The sequence below is a fragment of the Oligoflexia bacterium genome, from assembly GCA_035326705.1.
GTDB lineage: Bacteria > Bdellovibrionota_G > JALEGL01 > JALEGL01 > JALEGL01 > JALEGL01.
This window is the reverse complement of the sequence record DAOLES010000005.1, coordinates 22,325-41,563: the sequence shown is the minus strand read 5'-3', so window position 1 is coordinate 41,563 and position 19,239 is coordinate 22,325. Positions and strand designations below refer to the sequence as shown.

The 19,239-nt window shown below is 37.4% G+C and carries 22 protein-coding genes; 15 read left to right on the top strand and 7 right to left on the bottom strand.

All coding sequences use genetic code 11. The annotated features are described in order from the left end of the window. Nucleotides 1–74: 74 nt before the first annotated feature. From PKC21_08105 to PKC21_08090, 4 genes are all read left to right on the top strand, one after another. The gene (locus tag PKC21_08105; GenBank protein HMR25301.1) at nucleotides 75–380 is read left to right on the top strand and encodes a hypothetical protein; all 306 of its coding nucleotides are present in this window, start codon (nucleotides 75–77) and stop codon (nucleotides 378–380) included. Between the two features lie 121 nt (nucleotides 381–501). Next, nucleotides 502–1,296, top strand: coding sequence for an SDR family oxidoreductase (locus tag PKC21_08100; GenBank protein HMR25300.1), 795 nt, complete (start codon nucleotides 502–504; stop codon nucleotides 1,294–1,296). A 143-nt stretch (nucleotides 1,297–1,439) separates the two neighbouring features. Then, entirely contained in the window at nucleotides 1,440–1,910 is a 471-nt protein-coding gene (gene greA, locus PKC21_08095) for a transcription elongation factor GreA (GenBank protein ID HMR25299.1), read from the top strand. A 242-nt stretch (nucleotides 1,911–2,152) separates the two neighbouring features. After that, nucleotides 2,153–3,004 (top strand): proline dehydrogenase family protein, encoded by an 852-nt coding sequence (locus PKC21_08090; protein ID HMR25298.1) that lies wholly within the window; start codon nucleotides 2,153–2,155, stop codon nucleotides 3,002–3,004. 111 nt (nucleotides 3,005–3,115) lie between these two features. Here PKC21_08090 and PKC21_08085 read toward each other — a convergent pair whose 3' ends face one another. Continuing rightward, nucleotides 3,116–3,721, bottom strand: coding sequence for an SMI1/KNR4 family protein (locus tag PKC21_08085; protein HMR25297.1), 606 nt, complete (start codon nucleotides 3,719–3,721; stop codon nucleotides 3,116–3,118). A gap of 66 nt (nucleotides 3,722–3,787) precedes the next feature. Further along, on the bottom strand, nucleotides 3,788–4,333 hold the full coding sequence (locus PKC21_08080; GenBank protein HMR25296.1) for a cob(I)yrinic acid a,c-diamide adenosyltransferase: 546 nt from the start codon (nucleotides 4,331–4,333) through the stop codon (nucleotides 3,788–3,790). Nucleotides 4,334–4,513: 180 nt separating this feature from the next. On the opposite strand from PKC21_08080, the gene PKC21_08075 reads away from it, so the two are divergent. Continuing rightward, nucleotides 4,514–4,753, top strand: a complete 240-nt coding sequence (locus PKC21_08075; GenBank protein HMR25295.1) for a ferredoxin family protein — start codon at nucleotides 4,514–4,516, stop codon at nucleotides 4,751–4,753. Between the two features lie 65 nt (nucleotides 4,754–4,818). On the opposite strand, the gene PKC21_08070 is transcribed toward PKC21_08075, so the two are convergent. From PKC21_08070 to PKC21_08055, 4 genes are all read right to left on the bottom strand, one after another. After that, a complete protein-coding gene (locus PKC21_08070; GenBank protein ID HMR25294.1) occupies nucleotides 4,819–5,454 on the bottom strand; it encodes a GNAT family N-acetyltransferase in 636 nt (211 codons plus the stop codon). A 14-nt stretch (nucleotides 5,455–5,468) separates the two neighbouring features. After that, nucleotides 5,469–5,903 carry a hypothetical protein gene (locus tag PKC21_08065; GenBank protein ID HMR25293.1) on the bottom strand — a complete coding sequence of 145 codons (435 nt, stop codon included), beginning with the start codon at nucleotides 5,901–5,903 and terminating at the stop codon, nucleotides 5,469–5,471. A 122-nt stretch (nucleotides 5,904–6,025) separates the two neighbouring features. After that, nucleotides 6,026–8,815 carry a vitamin B12-dependent ribonucleotide reductase gene (locus tag PKC21_08060; protein HMR25292.1) on the bottom strand — a complete coding sequence of 930 codons (2,790 nt, stop codon included), beginning with the start codon at nucleotides 8,813–8,815 and terminating at the stop codon, nucleotides 6,026–6,028. A 401-nt stretch (nucleotides 8,816–9,216) separates the two neighbouring features. Next, complete coding sequence (locus PKC21_08055; protein ID HMR25291.1) at nucleotides 9,217–9,879, bottom strand: HAD family hydrolase; 663 nt, start codon at nucleotides 9,877–9,879, stop codon at nucleotides 9,217–9,219. A gap of 40 nt (nucleotides 9,880–9,919) precedes the next feature. Here PKC21_08055 and PKC21_08050 point away from each other — a divergent pair, with 40 nt between their 5' ends. From PKC21_08050 to PKC21_08010, 9 genes are all read left to right on the top strand, one after another. Next, entirely contained in the window at nucleotides 9,920–10,756 is an 837-nt protein-coding gene (locus tag PKC21_08050) for a hypothetical protein (protein ID HMR25290.1), read from the top strand. After that, complete coding sequence (locus PKC21_08045; protein ID HMR25289.1) at nucleotides 10,753–11,418, top strand: MBL fold metallo-hydrolase; 666 nt, start codon at nucleotides 10,753–10,755, stop codon at nucleotides 11,416–11,418. The genes PKC21_08050 and PKC21_08045 overlap by 4 nt, the downstream gene beginning before the upstream one ends. Nucleotides 11,419–11,643: 225 nt before the next feature. Beyond that, complete coding sequence (locus PKC21_08040; GenBank protein HMR25288.1) at nucleotides 11,644–12,063, top strand: hypothetical protein; 420 nt, start codon at nucleotides 11,644–11,646, stop codon at nucleotides 12,061–12,063. Nucleotides 12,064–12,170: 107 nt separating this feature from the next. Further along, entirely contained in the window at nucleotides 12,171–12,563 is a 393-nt protein-coding gene (locus PKC21_08035; GenBank protein ID HMR25287.1) for a hypothetical protein, read from the top strand. Between the two features lie 109 nt (nucleotides 12,564–12,672). Next, nucleotides 12,673–13,530 carry a vWA domain-containing protein gene (locus tag PKC21_08030; protein HMR25286.1) on the top strand — a complete coding sequence of 286 codons (858 nt, stop codon included), beginning with the start codon at nucleotides 12,673–12,675 and terminating at the stop codon, nucleotides 13,528–13,530. 76 nt (nucleotides 13,531–13,606) lie between these two features. Beyond that, entirely contained in the window at nucleotides 13,607–14,527 is a 921-nt protein-coding gene (locus PKC21_08025) for a DMT family transporter (GenBank protein ID HMR25285.1), read from the top strand. Beyond that, entirely contained in the window at nucleotides 14,517–14,843 is a 327-nt protein-coding gene (locus PKC21_08020) for a peptide chain release factor-like protein (protein ID HMR25284.1), read from the top strand. The genes PKC21_08025 and PKC21_08020 overlap by 11 nt, the downstream gene beginning before the upstream one ends. Before the next feature lie 71 nt (nucleotides 14,844–14,914). Then, nucleotides 14,915–15,610, top strand: coding sequence for a response regulator transcription factor (locus PKC21_08015; GenBank protein HMR25283.1), 696 nt, complete (start codon nucleotides 14,915–14,917; stop codon nucleotides 15,608–15,610). 8 nt (nucleotides 15,611–15,618) lie between these two features. Beyond that, on the top strand, nucleotides 15,619–16,986 hold the full coding sequence (locus PKC21_08010) for an ATP-binding protein (GenBank protein ID HMR25282.1): 1,368 nt from the start codon (nucleotides 15,619–15,621) through the stop codon (nucleotides 16,984–16,986). Here the strand turns inward: PKC21_08010 and PKC21_08005 are convergent. Next, on the bottom strand, nucleotides 16,976–18,127 hold the full coding sequence (locus tag PKC21_08005) for an MFS transporter (GenBank protein ID HMR25281.1): 1,152 nt from the start codon (nucleotides 18,125–18,127) through the stop codon (nucleotides 16,976–16,978). The genes PKC21_08010 and PKC21_08005 overlap by 11 nt on opposite strands. A gap of 238 nt (nucleotides 18,128–18,365) precedes the next feature. Here PKC21_08005 and PKC21_08000 point away from each other — a divergent pair, with 238 nt between their 5' ends. After that, nucleotides 18,366–19,190, top strand: a complete 825-nt coding sequence (locus PKC21_08000; GenBank protein HMR25280.1) for a hypothetical protein — start codon at nucleotides 18,366–18,368, stop codon at nucleotides 19,188–19,190. The last annotated feature ends 49 nt before the right edge of the window (nucleotides 19,191–19,239 follow it).

Genomic DNA, 19,239 nt, shown 5'->3' with positions numbered 1-19,239 from the left:
TATTTTTACTGTTTGTGAATACGCTTCTTGTTTTTAGTATTTTAAAACAGTAACCAAAAGATAAACAAAATACATTGAATTTAGGGCAAGAGTACTACATTGGGAGCGATTCTATTTTAGAAGATGAAAACAATAATCCATATATTAAAGCAATTATTGCCAATTTTGTAGGGGAACCTTTAAATGATGTTTCAGAACATTATATTTTAGAAAAATTAGCTGATCCTCAGTATCCAGTGCATATCAAATATGAACTCTTAAAAAATATAGTTGATGCCCAGAAGCAGCCTGAACTGCCTAAAGATTTAGGTAAATCATTGCTTTTAAAGCATTTTTTGCTGTCAAAATATAAAAACAAAGGTATAGTGCTTGAAAAATAAAGGCTGTATTTTTTGTTGACGGATAAGATTAGACTGTTAGATATAGCCTGACTCAAGTTAGATATAGCATCACAATAAAATTGCAGGTGCTTTTTCTTATTAATGGTATAAAGGATGAAGAATGAATAATCAGTTTTCAGATTTAAAAGGTAAGTGGGCTTTGGTACTAGGTGCTTCTAGCGGTTTTGGAGCTGCGGTAGCTAAAAGTTTAAGTGAAGCAGGCGTAAATATTTATGGTGTCCATTTGGATCGTAAATCAACCATGCCAGAAGTAGAAAAAACGATTGCTGCAATTGAAGCCAATGGTGTGCAAGCTGTTTTTAATAATATGAATGCGTCAGATGCGCAAAAACGTCAAGAGGCAATTGCGCAACTTAAAGAAGTGAGTGGCGGTCAAGGTGCACATATTGTTTTACACTCTTTAGCGTTTGGCGCTTTGAAACCCTTTATTGATGAGTCAGCACTGACAGAGTCACAAATGAATATGACCATGGATGTTATGGCCAATTCTTTGGTGTATTGGGTGCAAGATTTAGTTAAATCTGGCCAATTGGCAAAAGGTGGTCGTATATTTGCGATGACCAGCGCTGGATCAGAAAGAGTTTGGAAAAGTTATGGCGCTGTGTCTGCTGCTAAATCTGCTTTGGAATCACATATCAGACAACTTTCATTAGAGTTAGCTCCAATGCAAGTCACAGCCAATGCTATCATGGCAGGCGTAACCGATACGCCAGCTTTAAGAAAAATTCCTGGCAATGATGCAATGATTGAAATTGCTAGCCAGAAAAATCCCTACAAACGTTTAACGACACCACAAGATATTGCAGACACAATTCTTGCACTATCTTTACCGCATACCCATTGGTTAACGGGTAATGTTTTAGGTGTTGATGGTGGCGAGAGAATAGTTGAGTAGGCTAAGGCATACATATAACAGTTCAAGATGAACTAAATAACAAAAAGAAAAAGGATAGCAGCTTTGTATAATAAGATATTGGGCTTAGAGACAGCTGTTTGTAATAATCTCCCTTTATATTAATTGGACGAAAGGATAAGTTTATGGATCGTGTACCTATGACAGAACAAGGTAAGAGAAACTTACAAGAAGAATTGAATCAACTGAAAAATGTAGAGAGACCAAAGATATCTGCTGATATTGAAGAAGCCCGTGGTCATGGTGATTTAAAAGAAAATGCAGAATATCATGCCGCCAAAGAAAAGCAGGGCTTGGTAGAAGCAAGAATTAGATTTTTAGAAGATCAGGTTGCGCGTGCTGAAGTTATAGATGTGAGTGGTTTGTCTACAGATAAGGTTGTTTTTGGATTAACTGTAACTTTGTACGATGCTAATTTAGATAAAGAAATGAAGTACAGAATAGTCGGTGATGTAGAGTCAAATTTGGAAAAAGGTGATATTTCTATTAATTCACCTATTGCACGAGCATTGATTGGTAAACAAGAAGGTGATATTGCGCTTGTGCAAGCCCCAGGGGGTGAGCGCGAATTGGAAATAGTGAGCATTGATAAATAAACCTTCTGGGTGGGGCAGCCTAAGGGTGTAAGTTGTACTAGATCATGGCAAGGTTATACCTTGCTCTTTATAAGTACAGCTTTATGAATAGGATCAAAAACCACGTTTTTTTAGACATTCTTGTGAGGAACGAACCAGAATGTTTTATGCAAAGCTGGTCAAGAAGGGGGCTCTGCATAAACAACTGTAAGACACAGGGTCTAACAGTTGCTAAAGATCCCCTTGTAATATATGGAGAGCAAATGGGATTTTTAGCAAAGTTGGCCAAACGTTTTGTTGCTGGAGAAACAGTAGCGGATATTATTGAACCTGTTAAAGCACTCAATCAAGATAAGATTGCAGTTTCTTTGGATGTTTTAGGTGAGGATGTTGATAATAAAGTTGCGTCGCAAGCTTTTGCTCAAGCTTATTTAGATCTTTTAGATACTATTGAAGAGGAGAAGCTCAATAGCAATGTGTCTTTAAAGTTAACCATGATGGGTTTGGATTTGGAGCAAGATTTTTGCTTACAACAAGTAGATGATATTATAGCCAAAGCCAAACAGAGCAATAATTTTGTTCGTATTGACATGGAAGGTTCATCCCATACATCAAAAACAATTGCTGTTTTTGAACAGTTGTTTGCAAAGCATGGTCAGAGTGTAGGGATTGTGATTCAAGCCTATTTGCATCGCAGTAAACAAGATATAGAACGTTTGGCTGAGATGGGTGCTTCAGTGCGAGTATGTAAAGGCGCATACAAAGAATCAAAGCACATTGCTTATCAAAATATGGATGAAATTAGAGCCAACTATAAAGAGTTGGTTAAAATCCTGTGGAACAAACAATGTAAAGCAGCCATTGCTACCCATGACCAAGAGCTTATTGATTGGGCCTTGTCTTATATTAAAGAACACAAGGTAGACAAAAGCTTGTATGAGTTTCAAGTGCTGTATGGTTTAAGACGGGTTACCATTGCCCAATTAGCCAGTGAAGGGCATCCTGTTCGCGTCTACGTACCGTTTGGTCAACAGTGGTTACCTTATTTTGTTAGACGTTTAAAAGAACGCAAAGAAAATATTTGGTTTGTGTTCAAGGGTCTTTTTGAGAGTTAAGAAAATTTTTATTTGATTTGTAGCAAAAGGCACATACGCTGAAGAAGCTTGTTATAGCTTGCTTTAGGGCTACTTTGATTTAAATAACCAGTTTACTTGCGGCACAGTATTTTAATAACGCCACTTTTTAACTGTAGATTTACCAAAGCAATCAATGGCAACAGCTTCTACCCAGCTATCAACTTTTTCTTGTAGGTTTTCATTGCACAAAGCTGCCTGAGAAAAAATTAAACATCCTTTGATATAGTCATCCACACTATTAAACAGTTTTTGCAGTAGAGGTTTTTGATCGTGATCAAAATAATAAACCGCTTTGTTTTTACTATGAAAACAAAACATATTGCCGTTACCAAGGTAATCGCTAAATACAACCAAATGTGGCAGAATAGACAACTCTTCTTTACTGAAATTGGGTCCCTGCTCTGGATTTTTTGCCCAAATATTTTTTAACCAACCAATCTTAGAAAAATCCAGCAGTTGTTCTCCGATATCAGCAACACCAAATTCTGTATAAAATAATTTGAGAGAATCAGGCAGTTGGGTTCCTAGTTTTTGTTCAAGTTGATCAATGGATTGTTGAGTTTTTGTTTTAGGTGTTTTCTCTCCCCACACATCCGCATAAGATTGGATAATAAGTTTGGTTTTTTCAATCCAACCGGGTTCACCTATTTTTTTAAAGGGTATGATAATGTCATTTTTATGGTTTATTTCAAGCATCAGTAAGAGCTATCATATAACGCAAGCAAGTTAAGCACAATTGTTTTGAAGAGCATCAAGAAATTTTTATGCTTGAGGTTGTTGCCATTGGATCTCAGGGGCTTTATTTAAATGATTTTCATAACGTGCGCAAACAAACAACCAGTCTGATAAGCGATTTAGATACTGGATAATCCATGCATCTATTGCAGTTTGTTGATGTAGGTCAAGACACATGCGCTCTGCTCGGCGACACACCGTCCGTGCAAAATGTAAAAATGCGGCACATTGGGTGCCACCGGGTAAAATAAAATTTTTTAAGGCAGGAAGGTGAGATTCCATGGCATCAATATCTTTTTCCAAGGCTTCAATATGTTTGCTTTCAAGTTTTTGAACATACTCATTTTCTTTAGGGCTTGCTAATACAGCACCAAGAGAAAACAGTTCATTTTGAATGCGAATAAGTTTGCTCATAATTTCTTTTTGTACACAAAAACTGAGGGCACAGCCAAGTAAGCTGTTCAATTCATCAACTTCTCCATAGGCACGCACCCGAGGATGATTTTTTTGAACACGGCCTCCAGAAAACAAAGAGGTTTCACCACTATCACCGGTTTTGGTGTAAATCTTCATAGCAGCTACTCTAAACAATATTGAATATTTTTGCACGTAAACAAATGGTAAGCGTTATTTTAAAACACAAGAGATAAGATTTGCAAGTACAGCTACAAATGGTATCATAATCAAGCTTTCGTGGAAGTGAGAGCATGTGTGAAACCAAATCTGATTTAGTGTTTGAAGGGAGACCAGACAATGGCCTATATTATTACTGAACCCTGCATAGGTGTGAAAGACTCAGCATGTGTTGAAGTGTGTCCTGTGGATTGTATTCACGGTAAAGATTCTGATGAACAGTTGTATATTCATCCTGAAGAATGTATTGATTGTGGAGCCTGTGAGCCAGCGTGCCCAGTGAATGCCATTTTTATTGAAGAAGAAGTACCAGAGAAATGGCAACCCTATATTGAAAAAAATAAAAAATATTTTGAATAAAAATCTAAGCTTTTTAAGTGTTTTAAAGCCAAGCTCAGTGCTTGGCTTTTTTGCGTTTGTCGCTTTTAAAAAGAAATTTCTTGGCTTTGTTTTTGTATTTTTTTTAACAAGTTTTGTTTAACCTTTGGCCATTGATAAGACATTAAACTAAAAATAACTTGGTCATCCAAGGTTTGAGTTTGAGGGTTATAAATACTTTCTTTACAAATACTTTCTTGAGTGATCCCTAAGTTTTTCTTAAATGTAATGTTTCTTGTGTTGTGAATTGAAGTGACAAATTGAATTCTATGTAAGTTTAATTGTGAAAATGCTAGATCCAATACCAAGTAATGTGCTGTTGCTGCAAAAGATTTTCCCCAATAGGGGTGATGAATAATATTTCCATACTCAGCACTTTGGTGCAAAAAACTGACATCTTTTAAGCCACAGGTTCCTACAATTTTTTCAGACGCTTTATCTTTAATGATGTAGCTGATATCTTTGTTTTCTTCACGTAATTTATTCCAACGGGTTTCACGTTCAGTAACTTGTTCCAATGTCCAACCCCCTTTATTGTGATTGGACATGAACATTAAATTTTGCATGGTTTTTGTGTCACTGAGAATAGTTTGGAGTTGGGGGTAATGTTCTGGTTGACAAAATTCTAAGTGACTTTGAGCAAAATCTAGATGGGGAAAATTGTTGAGATCAATTGTTTGCATTAAGACCCAGCTATTTATTTTTTATAAACCAAGCCAACCACTGCAGCAGCGCCAACAATTTGTAAAATACCAAACCCAACCCAAGCCCATAAAATATTGGCAGGTAAAGGAATTACCGCATATTGGATGAAATACGGAGCAATGGCAAAGGGAGCTATAAAGCAAGCAAACCTTAAGGCTTCTTTGATGCCACCTTGTTCACAACCACGGGCGTAAAGTAAAGTAAAAAATTTGGCAATCAGGAACTGAGCCAGAAGCATCCATAAAAAATGATCATGCATGCCTTGTTCAGTTCGCCATAAATGGGAAGTTTGTTCATAGGCACTTTTTAAAAATATTCCATGAATGATAAAGTCAGAAACAAAGATAAAAATAAAAACAACAATGCTGGTGATCCAAGCACTTTTTTTGTTGATTCCCGCACATAGTTTTTCACAACAAAACATCATGACCTCCTTTAAAGGTTGAAGATAAAATCTTAAGTTAAAATATACAGATTTTTTAAAGATGGCCAATAAAAAAGGGAGCGATTAAGCTCCCTTTTTTATCATAGCATTGATGAAAGGATGTTCTATGAACAACCGCTGGTGGCACCACAGTTTTGACATTTATAACAGACACCACTTCTGATGGTCATAGACCCACATTCTGTACAGGGGGGAGTATCTTGCTGAACTTGGATAGACCAATTAGACTCATCATGTGCCAGTTCTGCGCCTGCAACAGCATTGCTGCTTGTTTCTGTTGTTGTGGCAGTATTCAGGGCTTTTTCTGCTTGTTCAACAGCTTGCTTAGCATCTTCAGACAATATACCCACTTGCGCTTTTTCACTGGGGCTTAAAAACTTAGAAGCCATCCAACGGAAAATATAATCCACCAAAGATTTAGCAAATGGAATTTCTTTATTGCTGGTCATGCCTGAAGGTTCAAAACGTGTGTGGCTGAATTTATCAATTAAAACCCGCAATGGAACGCCATATTGCAATGCTAAAGAAATAGCGGTTGCAAAGGAGTCCATCATTCCTGAAATGATGGTACCTTCTTTAGAAATAACCAAGAAGATTTCACCTGGGTTACCATCTTCAAACATACCCACAGTAATGTAGCCTTGGTAACCACCCACAGAAAATTTGTGCGTGATAGACTGACGCTCATCTGGAAGATGCTTGCGATAAGGTTTTGCCGTTACAGCCGTTTTGGCTTGTTCACTGCTATTATCCATAGAAGTGTTTAAGGGTTGTGAACGCTTGCAACCATCACGATAAACAGCAACCGCTTTTAAACCCATTTTCCATGAATCAATGTAGGCTTGAGCAATTTCTTCTTCTGTCACGGTATTAGGTAAGTTAACTGTCTTGGAAATAGCACCTGAAATGAAGGGTTGCACAGCTCCCATCATTTTTAAGTGGCCCATATAATGAATAGAACGTTCACCGTTCATGGGTTTAAACGCACAGTCAAAAACGGTTGTGTGTTCTGCTGTTATGTGTGGGGCACCTTCTATGGTTTCTTCTTTTTCAATATAAGCCAAGATATCTTCACGCTGAGTTTTATCATAACCTAGTTTTTTAAGTGCCATAGGAACAGTGGTATTCACAATTTTTAAGTAACCACCACCCACAAGTTTTTTGTATTTTACCAAAGCAATGTCAGGTTCAACACCGGTGGTGTCACAGTCCATCATAAAACCAATGGTCCCTGTGGGGGCAAGCACACTGATTTGCGAATTTCTAAAACCATATTTTTTACCCAAGCTGTAAGCTTCTTCCCAATCTTCTTGAGCTGCCAAGTACAAGTCACGATCAACCAAACTTTGGTCAATATCATTTACAGCATCAGCGTGTTTACGAATCACCTTTAGCATAGGTTCACGGTTGTTGGCATAGCCAGCAAAAGGTTCTTTGTCAGCAGCAACTTCAGCAGATGTTTTATAGGTATGGCCGGACAAGATAGCTGTGATGGCAGCAGCATGAGCTCGACCTTCATCAGAATCATAACCTAAGCCCATGGACATTAGCAAAGCGCCCAAGTTGGCATACCCAATACCCAAAGGTCTGTAATCATGACTGTTTTTCTCAATCATGGGGGTAGGGTAAGACGCATTATCGACAATGATTTCTTGCGCTAAAATGGTTGTTCTTGCGGCATGTCTAAAAGACTCAACATCAAATTTTCCATCTGGGCTTACATATTTCATGAGGTTCAATGACGCCAAGTTACAAGCCGTATCATTGAGAAACATGTATTCAGAACATGGGTTTGAAGCATGAATGCGATCTGTATTGGGGCAAGTGTGCCAGTCATTGATAGTGCTATCAAACTGTAGACCTGGGTCACCACAAATCCAAGCTGACTGAGCAATCTTTTGCATGATTTCTTTAGCTGGCATGGTTTCCACAGGTTTTTTGCCAACAACAGAAAGCGTTGTCCAACTGCGATCTTCTTCAAGAGCACGCATGTATTCATCTGTCACACGCACAGAGTTATTGGAGTTTTGGAAGAAGACAGAACCATAGGCAGGACCATTAAAAGAACCATCATAGCCAGCATCAATCAGTGCCCAAGCTTTTTTCTCTTCTAGCTCTTTGCATTGAATAAAATCAACAATATCAGGGTGATCTACATTTAAAATAACCATTTTAGCAGCTCTGCGTGTTTTACCACCAGATTTAATGACACCGGCAAAAGCGTCATAGCCTTTCATGAATGAAACTGGACCTGAAGCTTCACCACCACCAGCTAGACCTTCTTTAGAAGAGCGGATACTAGAAAAGTTGGTGCCTGTACCTGAGCCACCTTTAAATAACATCCCTTCGGTTTTTGCTAAATCTAAAATAGAAGCCATTGAATCATCAACTGAGTTGATAAAACAAGCAGAGCATTGGGGATGCTCTTCAACGCCAACATTAAACCAAACTGGAGAATTGAAGGCCATTTTTTGGTGAACCAAAAGATGCGTTAATTCGTCTTCAAAAATTTCAGCTTCTTGGGTACTGGCAAAATAATTTTGTTTTTTTGCCCAAGCTGCCATGGTTTTAGCAACACGTGAAATCAGTTGTTTAACAGAAGTTTCGCGACTAGGAGTATTTAAAGTGCCTCTAAAATATTTAGAGACCACAACATTGGTGGCCAACATGGACCAAAATTTTGGGACCTCAACATTTTTTTGTGAAAAAACCACTTCTCCTTTTTCATTGGCAATCAAAGCTTCACGTGTTTCCCACTCAATAGCATCAAACGGATGTACACCTTCTTGTGTAAAATAACGTTTAAAATTTAAGCCTTTACTGGTTTTTTTCTGTGTAGTCTTTTTACGCGAAGATGAGTTGGGTGTTGAGCGGTTAATCGCGGATGTTTCCATAGGTCCTCCTAAAACAGTTTATTATTCAATCTTTCTTTTTGAGAATAAAACCCCCTGGACGCAGTTTTAATTGTTTTTGCTGTGTCCTTTGGTCGAATAAACTCAATGTAGGGCATTTGGTTAAGGTACATAACCATGCACTATATGTATTTTAACTTATGGCAAAATACGCCAGTAAATCAAGTACAATTTTCAATAATTCATAAGCGCCCAAGATTAAAAAGAAAACTGCTTTAAATGAAAAACCATAACGACTTAGAGCACATATAAATGTCAAAGAATATTTAGTTTGCAACAAAAGCTTTGAAATCTCTTTTAATAAGCTTTTTAAAAGATTAAATCAATAATGATATTGTTATTATTAGCTTTAAAGAGAACAATAAAAATATTTACCTATATATCTATATATAATTAATCATGTCAGAAACATGATTGAGGTAAATGCTAGGCATGCTATCCAAAAGCGGTTTTTTAGCGGTAAAACCAGAAAGGACCGCAATATTATCCATATTGGCTTTTTGGGCAGCAATAATATCTACTGGGCTGTCGCCAATCATGACCGAGTCTTTGCTATCAATTGCAAGATGTTGACAGATTTTTTGTAAAGGCAGGGGGTGAGGTTTTTTTACTGGATAGGTGTCACCTCCTACAATCATGCTGAATAAATGCTTGATATTAAGACCCTCTAAAATGGTGTGGCAGGGTGCTTCACGTTTATTGCTCATCAATGCAATTTTGGCATATTGACTGACAGTCGTAAGAATAGATTCAACTTGATCGTAAAGTTTGGTGTGAACCAGAAGTTGTTTTTGATAAAAGTGGGTGAAGTGAGGGTAAACTTTTTTGGCCAGAGCCCGATCTTTGAGTAAATCTAAAAGAATTTGTCGGCTGCCTTGATGTAAATATTGTTTGAGTTCATCAATGCTTGGGGGGGTGATGCCTAGTTTATTGCATGCGGCTGCGAGACTATTACAAATATCTAAAGAAGAGTCGATGAGGGTGCCATCCAGGTCAAAGATAAATAATTTTTTTTGTTTTAAGTTTAAAGTTTTTTGCGTGGACATTAGGGTAGAGTGTGTATAGTTTTTAACATAAGGTCAAGACATGCAAATCTATCAACGAAAAAACAGAGCTTTTATCAAGGTGGAAGGCGAAGATGCAGAAAAGTTTTTAAATAATTTACTGAGTCAAAACCTTAAGCTGTGCCAGCAAAATCCACAACAGGCTTTTCTCTCTTGTCTGCTTAATCAAAAAGGCGGTGTGGAAGCTTATTTTTGGGTAAGTCTGAGTGAAGGGGGTTTCTGTTTGGACATGCATACGACTATGGTGGATAATGTTATAAATATACTCAATCAATACAAGTTAAGAATGAAGGTGGCGTTTAAGGCTATGCCAGAGCAACACAGTTATTTTGCGTTTAAACCACTGTCTACCAGCATTGATTGTATTGAACATCAGATCAAGGTTAATCAACTGGTACTGTATAAATATGAAATTGCTTCATCTAAAGAAGATGATCTACTGAAAAGTATAGAATATATGAGTGATGATCTATGGAATATCTATAGAATTGCCCAAATCTGGCCAAAGTGGCAGCAAGATGTTGAACCAGGAATGTTGGTGTTACAAAGTGATTTTTTAAAGCAAGGCGTGGCTTTGGACAAAGGTTGTTATTTGGGGCAAGAAACTGTAGCAAGAGTACACGCAAGAGGGGAACGGGTAGCGCGTAAATTATTAAGCCTAAAAGCCCCATTGAACAGTTTACAAGTTGGAAATACATTGTATAAAAGCAATGAAGACAAGGTGATAGGAAGTGTAAGTAGTGTTGGGCATGATCAAGTAAAACAAGAAGATTGGGCCTTGGCGATGATTGATCGGGCGGCTCTGGCTGAGGAAAGGCTGATATCCAACACATCAGTAGAGGTAAAGATAGTACAATGAATAACAACCCCATTTTTTTTAAACAGTTTGAAATTGGTCCCATGGCCAATTTTATTTATTTGATTGGTGATCCTAAAACCAGAACAGCAGCCGTGGTTGATCCAGCTTGGGATGTGGACGCCATTATCAAGCTAGCGGAGCAAGAAGGTTATCAGATCAGTGATATTTTGATTACGCATGGTCATCCAGATCATATCAACGGGGTAGAGGATATGATTGCCAAAACTGGAGCTAAGGTGCACATGCACAAGGATGAAATGCCATGGTTGGGAGAATTTAAGGAAACCGCCATTAAAACCGATAATGAAACCATTATTAACGTTGGACAAATTCCTATTCGCTGCATTCACACCCCAGGACATACGCCGGGTTCTCAATGTTTTATGGTAGATGAACGGTTGGTCTCTGGAGATACTTTATTTATAGGGGGCTGTGGCCGAACCGATTTACCTGGAGGCGATGCAGAAAAACTTTATGAGAGCTTGTATCATCGTTTAAGTAAGGTTGATGATGAAGTGATTTTATGTCCTGGCCATAACTATGCTGATGTAAAGCAAAGAAAAATGCGAGAAGAAAAAAAGGATAATCCATATTTACAATTTGAAACGGTTCAAGCCTTTATTGGTCAGCGTGATCCTTTTGCTAGCCAAGAAGATGAATAGAAGCCACGTAGGCTTTACAGGCTGCCCAAGCTCTCATAAAGCCATAATTTAACGGCTTTAAAACGGCTTGACAATGACGCAAAACAAAATTAACTATGTTTAAGAGAAACAACTGAGCTAGCCTGTTAGCTGCTTTAATTGCTGCTCAAGCAAAGTCTGTATGATCAGGGGATGGTTTTTATTTCAGACAAACAATGCCTGCCTTAAAATTTAGGAGTTGATACAATGAAACATTTAGGATTTTTTATTTTTGCAATGGTACTGGGGGTCTCTAATTTAGCACATGCTCAGAACTATATGCGTGTTAATCAAGAAATTGCACAAGCCTTGAAAGGTAAAAATTTATATCATTACAAGTTGTTGGTGCAGAAAAATGGCCGCTGGATGAGTTTAGGTAGTGCCTATGTTAAAAGCATAGAGGAACTGTCTGAGGCTCACAACTCAGATGATTTTGATTTACCTGAGGCAGAACCAGGAACTTTATTGATTGTTGAAGAAAAATACAATCCTAGGATTGATGAAGAGAAGCTAAAAATAGATGAAGAAGATGCCATACAGATGAATCCGTATGATGGAGAGGTTTATAGACTTGACCAAGTCATCATTTCAATAAGACGTGCCAATTCAATTTTAAATAAAGATTAGGTGTTTAGGGTTTTTTTGATGAAGTTTTTGATTTGACATATAAGAATTTATTATGTTAGACAATATACAATTAATTTTAATAATGTAACCAAACCATGGGGGTATCTATGAAAAATATTAATTTTCTTTTAATGGGTGTTGTAATGCTACTTTTGGCTGGGACAGCCTTTGCACAAGACACATCAGAGTTTCAAAATTTAGATAATGAACTTGTTTACGATTTGTCTGCGATTGGTACTTCTGATGTAAGCTTGTATACAATCAATGAAGGTGAGTTGGTAGAAATTGACGGTCCTAGAATAAGTTTTGATGAAGAGCGTTTAAAAATAAATGAAGAGTCTTTGGTGATAATTGACGGAAAAAATCATGTTCATGAAATTAAAAATGTGTTTATCCGTACTGAAGATATTGATGAAGTAGTGGCTGCAGCGCAAGCTAGAAAACAAAAACCGACAGGTACTGTTGCGCCATTGCCAGAGTGGATGCAAACCATTCATTAAGCGTTAAATATTTAGCCGTACAGTAGGTCTAAAGTTCAATACTTTAGACTTACTGAAACGCTAAGAGAAATCATCTCTATTGCAAAATTTAAAATCCGGGGGGAATAAGATGCAAAAAACAATAAAACAAAGGCTGTTCACGAGCACTTGGCTTAGGTTGATTGGGTTTGTATTAATTCTGATGGTTCAGCATGCTCATGCTCAAATATACAATCAAGATAAAGTATTGTGTGTGCAAGCAGACTTTGTCTTTGTCATTGATATTTCTGGTAGTGTTTCGTCTGAAGCAACTAAAGAAGTGGTGGATGCCTTCATGGCTGAGATAGACCGCTATGAGGTTGATGAAAACGCCATACGTATTGGTTTTATTGTGTTCAACGATGGGGTTGTTTATGAGCAGCAACTAACCGGTGATGAAGAAACCATCCATCAAAGTATAACAAATATCACCTCTTTAGTCCGAGGCAGTGGGACCAATATTTTAGAAGCTCTAGAAAAAGCAAAAACCATGTTTGAACAATCTTTTTATGAAAGACCTGCTGAGATTCACAGAGGTATGATTCTATTGTCAGATGGTGACCCCCTTTGGCATGCAGTACTACCTGCCGTTGAGTATGATTTAGAAGATGTCAAACAGCAACCGTTCTTTTATAAAGAAGGTGTGGGCATGTTTGTGGGGGGTGAGGCAAAAATTGCACAAGGTATTGAGCAGGCCAAACACAGTGAAATACAACTTTCAAGACAAATACAAAGATTGTCAGATTATTTTGGTTTTGATCAAAAAGTTGAAATTTTTACGTTGAATATTGCAGAACCTGAACAGCCAATGGACGAACAACATCCCCATGATTTGGCCAGTCCACAACCCAAACAAGATGGTTTTGTATTGGATGCAGTGGAGCATTACTTGGGAAAATCCTATGTAGAGTTAATTCAATGGATTGATAGCTTATCCATTTGCAATTAAAATTGTATTTGACCAAATTTTTGAAGTAGACAAAAAAGCATACCATTTGTCATTGAGTAATGATAGATGCATGGGCATGAACACTTTACGCTTTATTCTACTGACCTTGTTTTGGGGTGGATCGTTTATTGCTATTGAACAGTCTTTGCATGTTTTCCCCCCCATGATTGCTGCCAGCGTTAGAATGGGGCTTGCCAGTCTTTTAATGGGTTTGGCGGCAGTCTTGACCCAAAGCAAAGGCTTTAGCAATAAAAAAGAGTTTGTATTGTATGTTCTAAGTGGAAGTATTGCCTTAGGTATCCCATGGATTTGTTTATTTTGGGGTGAGCAGTATGTGGCGCCAGCAGTGGCCTCAATGATTAATAGTGGCGTTCCAATTTTTGTGGCGGTTTGGGGCATTAGCTTTTTTCGTTCTGATCAACCCAAAGCCCAAGAGTGGGTTGGGGTAAGCTTAGGTTTTGTGGGTATCTTTTTTATTTTTTCTAAACCGTTGTTGCAGACGCAAAATGTGGGTGAACTCAAAGGTTTGTTGGCTATTTTATGTATGGCAATCTTTTATGGCTTAGGGACCAATTTAATTAAACGTTTAGGGGCTTCTATGGGGCCTAAATGGTCTATGTTTGCACAAGGCTTGGGTGGATGTTTGGTGTCTATTCCAGCTGCACTTGTCATGGGGGAGTCTTGGCCCAAGAATTGGTTGAGTGAGCCTTCAGGCACCTGGGCTTTGTTGTACTTGGCCGTTTTTTCTACAGCCATTGCTTGGTTTTTTTACTTTCATTTGGTGCATACTTGGGGATCTGTACGTGCTGCCAGTGTCACTTACACCGTACCTTTGGTGGCTATTGCTTTGGATTTTCTAGCCAAAGGTCATATTCCAAATATAACCGAGTGGCTGGGGATGAGTATTATTTTTATAGGTTTGTATTGGATGCGTAAAAAAGCAAAGGATAGGGCAACAGTTGATACTAAAAAAGTAAAAGTAAAACATGCCGCCTAAACTGAAAAAAGAAGAGTTACAGGTAGAGCGAATCCGTCGTTCTGGTCCTGGTGGACAACATCGCAATAAAAAAGCCACCGGTATTCGCTTAACGCATATTCCAACGGGTATGGTGATTATGGCTACCACAGAACGGTCACAAAAACTCAATTTACAAAAAGCCATTGATACGCTTATTCAACGCTTAAAAAAATTAAATCAAAAACCAAAAAAAAGAGTTGCTACCAAGCCCAGCAAAGCAACCAAGCAAAAACGAATTGATGAAAAGAAAAAGCAATCAGAAAAAAAACAGCAAAGACAAAAGGTTAAATTATAAGATTAAAGGTTTTTTTTAGTGAATAAGCTTTAACTTCACATTTAACGGCTTTCAGTATAATTCTGGTGACAATGGTTCAGAAAAAGATCTTGGTGGTGGAAGATCACAAAGATATTTCAGATATATTGGCGGCGCAGCTAGCAGAAGAATTTAAAGTTTTTCAGGTTTATGACGGTGAGGAAGCTTTGGACTTTTTAGCGCAAAATTCTCAAATAGACTTACTGTTATTGGATATCATGATGCCTAAAATCAATGGCTTGGATGTATGCAAGCGACTTAGAAAAAATACAGACTTTAAAAAAATTGGGATTATCATGCTCTCGGCCAAATCAGATGAAGAGAGTGTGGTTAAAGCTTTAAGTTTAGGCGCAGATGATTATGTGACCAAGCCTTTTCGCAGTGGAGAGTTAAAGGCAAGAGTTCACAATGTTCTCAAGCGTTATCAGCATAGCTCACAAAACAATACTGATACGATACAATTTAAAACCTTGGTCATTGATAAATCTGCACGGGCTGTGAAAGTGGATGGAAAAGAAGTTCATTTAACCAAAACTGAGTTTGATATGCTTTGGTGTTTTATCAGTAAGCCTGAAAGAGTGTATACCCGAGATCAGCTATTAGATGCAATCAAAGGTGAAGATGCCATGGTGTATGATAGAAATATTGATGTGCATATGTTTTCTTTAAGGAAAAAAATAAAGCCTTATGGTAATCATATCAAAACCATCAGATCAATTGGCTATAGGTTTATTACAGAGTTAGAATAATGAAAAAAATGAAACAGTATAAATACAGCAGTATTATTTTTTTGATACTCATGGCTACTTTTTGTTTTGCTTGGCTTTTATCCGATCAAGATTGGAGTGTTGTTGGTTTATTGGCTTTTGTTATATCTTTGGCCATCAGTTATGGTTTTTATCTTTCTTTAGAAAAACGCATTGTACAATTGAGTGATAACATAGATTCCAAGCGGTCTTCAGATATTAGAATACGACATCTTGGGACATTGAGAAAATTGTTTTCAGGCAGTTTATTGGATGTAGAAAGTAAGGTTCATAAACTTAAAAAAACCCAAAGAAAGATTATTGATGAATTGTTAGATGAGAAAGATAAACTCAGTGCAATTCTTTTACAGATGGTTGATGGGGTGATGATGCTGGATGAAGAAGATAAAATTTTATTTTACAATCCAGCTTTTAAAAAAATCTTAGGTATTCAACAACAACAGCATAATATGCAAGGTGCCTTTGTGGGAGAACTTGTGTTTAGACCCCAGATCTTAGAAGCCATAAAAACCGTAAAAATTGAACACAAACCCATTGAAGAATACATTCAATTTTTTGATAAAGGTGAAGCGAAGTATGTTTACGTCCAGATGCGAAGCTTGGGTCATAAAGGAAAATCAAAAATTTTAATCAGCTTGCAGGATGTCTCTAGAGATAAAACCCTTGAAAAAAATAGAAACACCATGTTGGAAAATGTTTCGCATGAATTGCGCACACCCCTCACCGTTATTCTTGGGCATTTGGATATTTTACAACAAAACAAAAGTGAACAAGAACAAAACAGTTATACTAAGATACGTGAAAATGTTGAGCGAATGATTGTTTTAACAGAAGATATTTTAAAAGCTTCCGGATGGCAGCAACACAATTTGAAAAAAAGCAATAAAGCATTTAATCCCGTACCAGCCATTATTGCAGTTGTTGAAAATTACCAAAACATTGCCAAAGCCAAAGGTATTGCCTTGCACCTAAAAAATTATTTGTCCAGTGAAAGCGAGGCAGAAGAACAACTTTTAATCAATGGTAATGAAGAGCAATTTTACCAGGTAGTACAAAATTTAGTGGATAACAGTATCAAATATACGCCTTCTGGCGAGGTCAAAGTAGTGATTAGGAAAGATGAACAAAACTTACTGCTCAAGGTTCATGATACAGGCGCTGGTATAGAGCCACATGAAAAGAAAAATATTTTTAAACGTTTTTATAGAATTGATAAATCCAGAAAAGAATCCGGTACAGGTCTTGGCTTATCAATTGTTAAAGCTTATTTAGATCAGTGGAGTTCTCATTGGACAGTGAGTTCTAAACCCAATGAAGGAACCCGCTTTAAAATTGAATTTAAAATTATTAATTCGTAATACTGGCTAAATTTTGTTGGCCTTTATGAATAGCAACAGCACCCAACAAAAAAGTGATGATCGCCAGCACAACACACATAACTGAAAATGCTGGTTTATAGTGTATAGGAAAGAAACTAAATAAAAACAAACCCAGTAGAGGCATACTAAACATACTAATGGCCCGCAAGCTTACTTTTAAACCGGAAGCCAGTCCCATGTTTTCTTGCTTAAAACAACGGTACAAAATATTGGTCAAAGGGGGAACACAGGTGATTTCTCCTAAAACGCCAATGGTCGCTGTCATGGCAATGCCCCAAGGTTCTAAATAATACGGAACCAAGGCATGAGCCAAACCAAACAAGAAGCAGCTTAATAAAATAGTATACTTATCGTTCCAAGTTTTGGTCAAACGGGTGATGGGTAGAGCAAGTACAACAACAATACCAGTATTGATGGCTAAAAGAAAGGTTGTCCATTTAATAGCGTTGATACCAGCTTTAGCAAAGATCATAGGAATGATGATGGCATGAATAAAAATATTGATGTACATTAAATAGTGAAAGCTTAACATGCTCCAATTGCGTTTGAGCCAGGCTTTATCAATGACAGTAAACAAACTTTTGCGTTGTTTTTTGGGTGCAAATTTAAGAGAGTTGAATAAAAACAGCAATAAAACAATCATGGACAATGTTGTGATTAGATCACCCGTGAATAACAATAAACGATGACTTTCCAGAAAGTAAAAAGCAAGAACAGAGGCACAACAAAATCCTAAGTTATGGGTCAGGTAAAGTTTGGCAGAAGCTTCACCCCGCAGATGGTCAGGGGCTGAAGCAACCAAGCTTCTTAAAATAGCGGTGCTGACAATATCCAAGCTGATAATGGTTAAGATAGCACCCAAAGCTATGGCAAACAGATTTTGATAAAGAAACATCACCAGTAAAATACCAACCAAGGCACTACAAAAAGAAAAAATCAGAGCAGATTTACCGTAACCTTCATCAAAAGAATTACCTATAAAAATTTGCGTGCAGCCAGAGACAAAAAATATACAAGCTAACAATAAAGAAGCGGTTGTTTCAGGCAAAGCACTGACCTGCACCAAAAAAGCCGGCAACAAAGGAATGATAAAGGTCATGGCATGACTGATAAATTTCATGGCCAAGAGCTTTTTAGCGTGGTTGAGGTGGTTAGGAATAGACACTTAAAACTAATATCTCAACAAGATAGATGAAGGAAGATTTTTCAGGAGTTGGCAATAATTAAAAATTGACGCACAATATAATTTATTGTATATAAATTAAAATTTTTTAGGGGAAATTTAAAATGAAAAAAATATTTATTTTTTGTTGGTCGTTAGTTTTTTATATGTAGGCCTTTCCAAGGCTTCTCAAGATATGTTTTGGCAAGGCGTCGGGGGATGTACCGTCAAGGTTAATGATAACTTTGTTTTACCTCAGGATTTATCTGGAGGTCTTGTCGATGGGTACTATACTTTTGCTGTAAGTTCTAATCAATTTTTTGCTACTAAACAGTTATGTGAAGCTGACCTGTATAGACAGTGCAAGAATAAAGGAATATTGTATGGCAATGAAGTCGTTTATGATGGTGGAGCATGTTATATGCCAGACACACACGCTCCTGGAGACCCAATTGAGTTACCCGATGGGGTAGATAATTTTTTTAAAGATTTGCTTGATGGAGCTAATCAAAACCAAAACTATCGAGACTTGCGTGATCTTGACCCAGTCTATACACCGCAAAGTCCTCGTATTCCAGTTCCTGATTTAGCTTGGGTGATGGACTATATCAAGAATCATTGGGATGAGTTTTCTCTAGGATTGGTTTTAGCTATTTTGGGTGTTGTTATCTTGTATTTTGGCGGAAATGCATTTCTTGCTTTTATAACAGGCGGGGGTAGTTTGCCTAGTCTAGGAGCAACAGCACCGATATTAGCGGCAGTTTTAGTGGCAATTCTCATGAAGCATGGTGCGTTAAATCATGTTCCTCAAGATACGCCAAGAGCATCTGTGGAAGAGCTGTATATAGAAATTGATGAAGAAAATAATGAATACAGTATTTATGGTACTATCAATGGACAAGCATTAAGTGAGCAAAGTATAGCATTGACTGAATTGTCAGGGCTTTATGTGAAAATCAAGTCAATAAAATCAAATCAAAAATTAAATAAATACACTTCAACCACAAATTCAGAAAAGTAAGTTAAATTAATTAGGTGCACTGGGTTATTGCCTCATGCACCTAAAAGCC